This is a genomic window from Candidatus Paceibacterota bacterium, from assembly GCA_035546035.1.
Lineage (GTDB): Bacteria > Patescibacteriota > Minisyncoccia > Phycocordibacterales > UBA6065 > UBA6065.
In genome coordinates this window covers 1-1,563 of sequence record DASZXC010000005.1, presented here as the reverse complement: position 1 = coordinate 1,563, position 1,563 = coordinate 1, and the positions used below count along the sequence as shown (strand labels likewise).

Sequence of the window (1,563 nt, the reverse complement as noted above, 5' to 3'; positions counted from 1 at the left end):
TGCCCGTCGTGGTAGCACCGCCGTTTATAGTGAGGCCGCCTGTTTGCGCGCCGTTACCGATGGTAGACGAGGCGGTGACGAATATGCCGCGAGTCGTGGTCGGAGCGAGGGCGCCGAAGGAGTTGACGGACCAGTCGCGGAATTGGGAGGCGTAGTAGTTTTGGGACGACGTTCCCCAGAAGTCGCTCGCGCTCGCGGCGACCACCTGGCCAAGGCTATTCGTCTTCAAAAGCGAATTAGCGAGGCCGAGTATCGAGAGATTGGTCGTGGTCGCGGTGCCTGTCGCCACAAGGTTCGCAGCCGATATGTTACCGGAGAAGAGGCCGTTTCCCTGGACAGAGAGCTTTGCCGCGGGCGACGTCGTTCCCACGCCGAAATTCGCGCCGTTATTTATATATGAGGTGCTTGAGGCATTGATCAAGACTCCGATCGTATCCAGACTATCGGTCAATTGGAGGTATCCCGGACCGGAGATTTGATTAAGAGCGCCTAACTTCGCGCGGGAATGGCTGAAAGCATCTTTAAGGTCGATCGAATTAGTGCTTCTATCTATAGCGATCTGATCGTTGCCCGTTGCATTGTTCGCAATGACCCACCCGTTCGCAGTGAAGTAAGACGAGGAGTTGTTATTGAACAGCATCGCGATCCTGCCCGTCCCCGCCGACTGGACGTTTATAGTCAGGCCATTATTTCCGGTACCGCCGACGTCTCCTTCGAAGAAGTTCGTGAACTCGTTATTATCCCTGAAGAGGCGCAGCTGGCCGTTATTATATCCCGCATTCGCAGATTGGATGCTTACGGTCGGCGCATTTGAAAGCGCGTATCCGTCGCCGTTGATGTTTACGAAAGAAGCCGCGTTCGTAGTGCTTCCGAACCTGATCAGCCCTCCCTCGGTAACGGTCAAATGGCTCTTAGTCGATGAGCCGATGACAAAGGCAGGCCCGGTGATCCCGTTAGGATTTATCGACAGCAAGCCGAACGGCGTACTAGTACCGATGCCGACGTTGCCCGACTGCCCGATGAAGAGCGACGACGTGCCCACCGCCGCATTGGTGCCCGAGAAATATGCGACCTGGCCTTGGGTGCCGGTAAGACCGAGAGACCCGGTGCTAAGGCAGGCACCGTTCATGGCATAGCAGCCGTTCGAGATGTTGAGGCCGCCCGCGGAGTAGAAAGTGGAAGTGCCGGCCGTAAAGTTCGCGATACCGCCCACGGAGAGGAGCGAGCCCGGAGACGTGGTGCCGATGCCGACGTTGCCGCTAACAAGGGCCGTAAGAGCCGCCGCTCCGCCCGGCAGGAGCTGGACATTGCTGTTTTGGAACGACAGCTGCGAATCATTCGTCGAATTCTTTATAAGGTCGTTCGTGATGAGATTTCCCGTTATGTTCCCGGAAGCGAAAATGTTACCGCCGAAGTACGCGCTGCCCGTCGTGGTAGCACCGCCGTTTATAGTGAGGCCGCCTGTTTGCGCGCCGTTACCGATGGTAGACGAGGCGGTGACGAATATGCCGCGAGTCGTGGTCGGAGCGAGGGCGCCGAAGGAGTTGACGGACCAGTCGCGGA

General features: G+C 57.5%; 1 protein-coding gene. It reads right to left on the bottom strand.

Annotated features, from left to right (window positions below; translation table 11 throughout):
• On the bottom strand, positions 1–1,563 hold a 1,563-nt coding region (locus VHE10_01195), incomplete at both ends, for a hypothetical protein (protein ID HVU06393.1).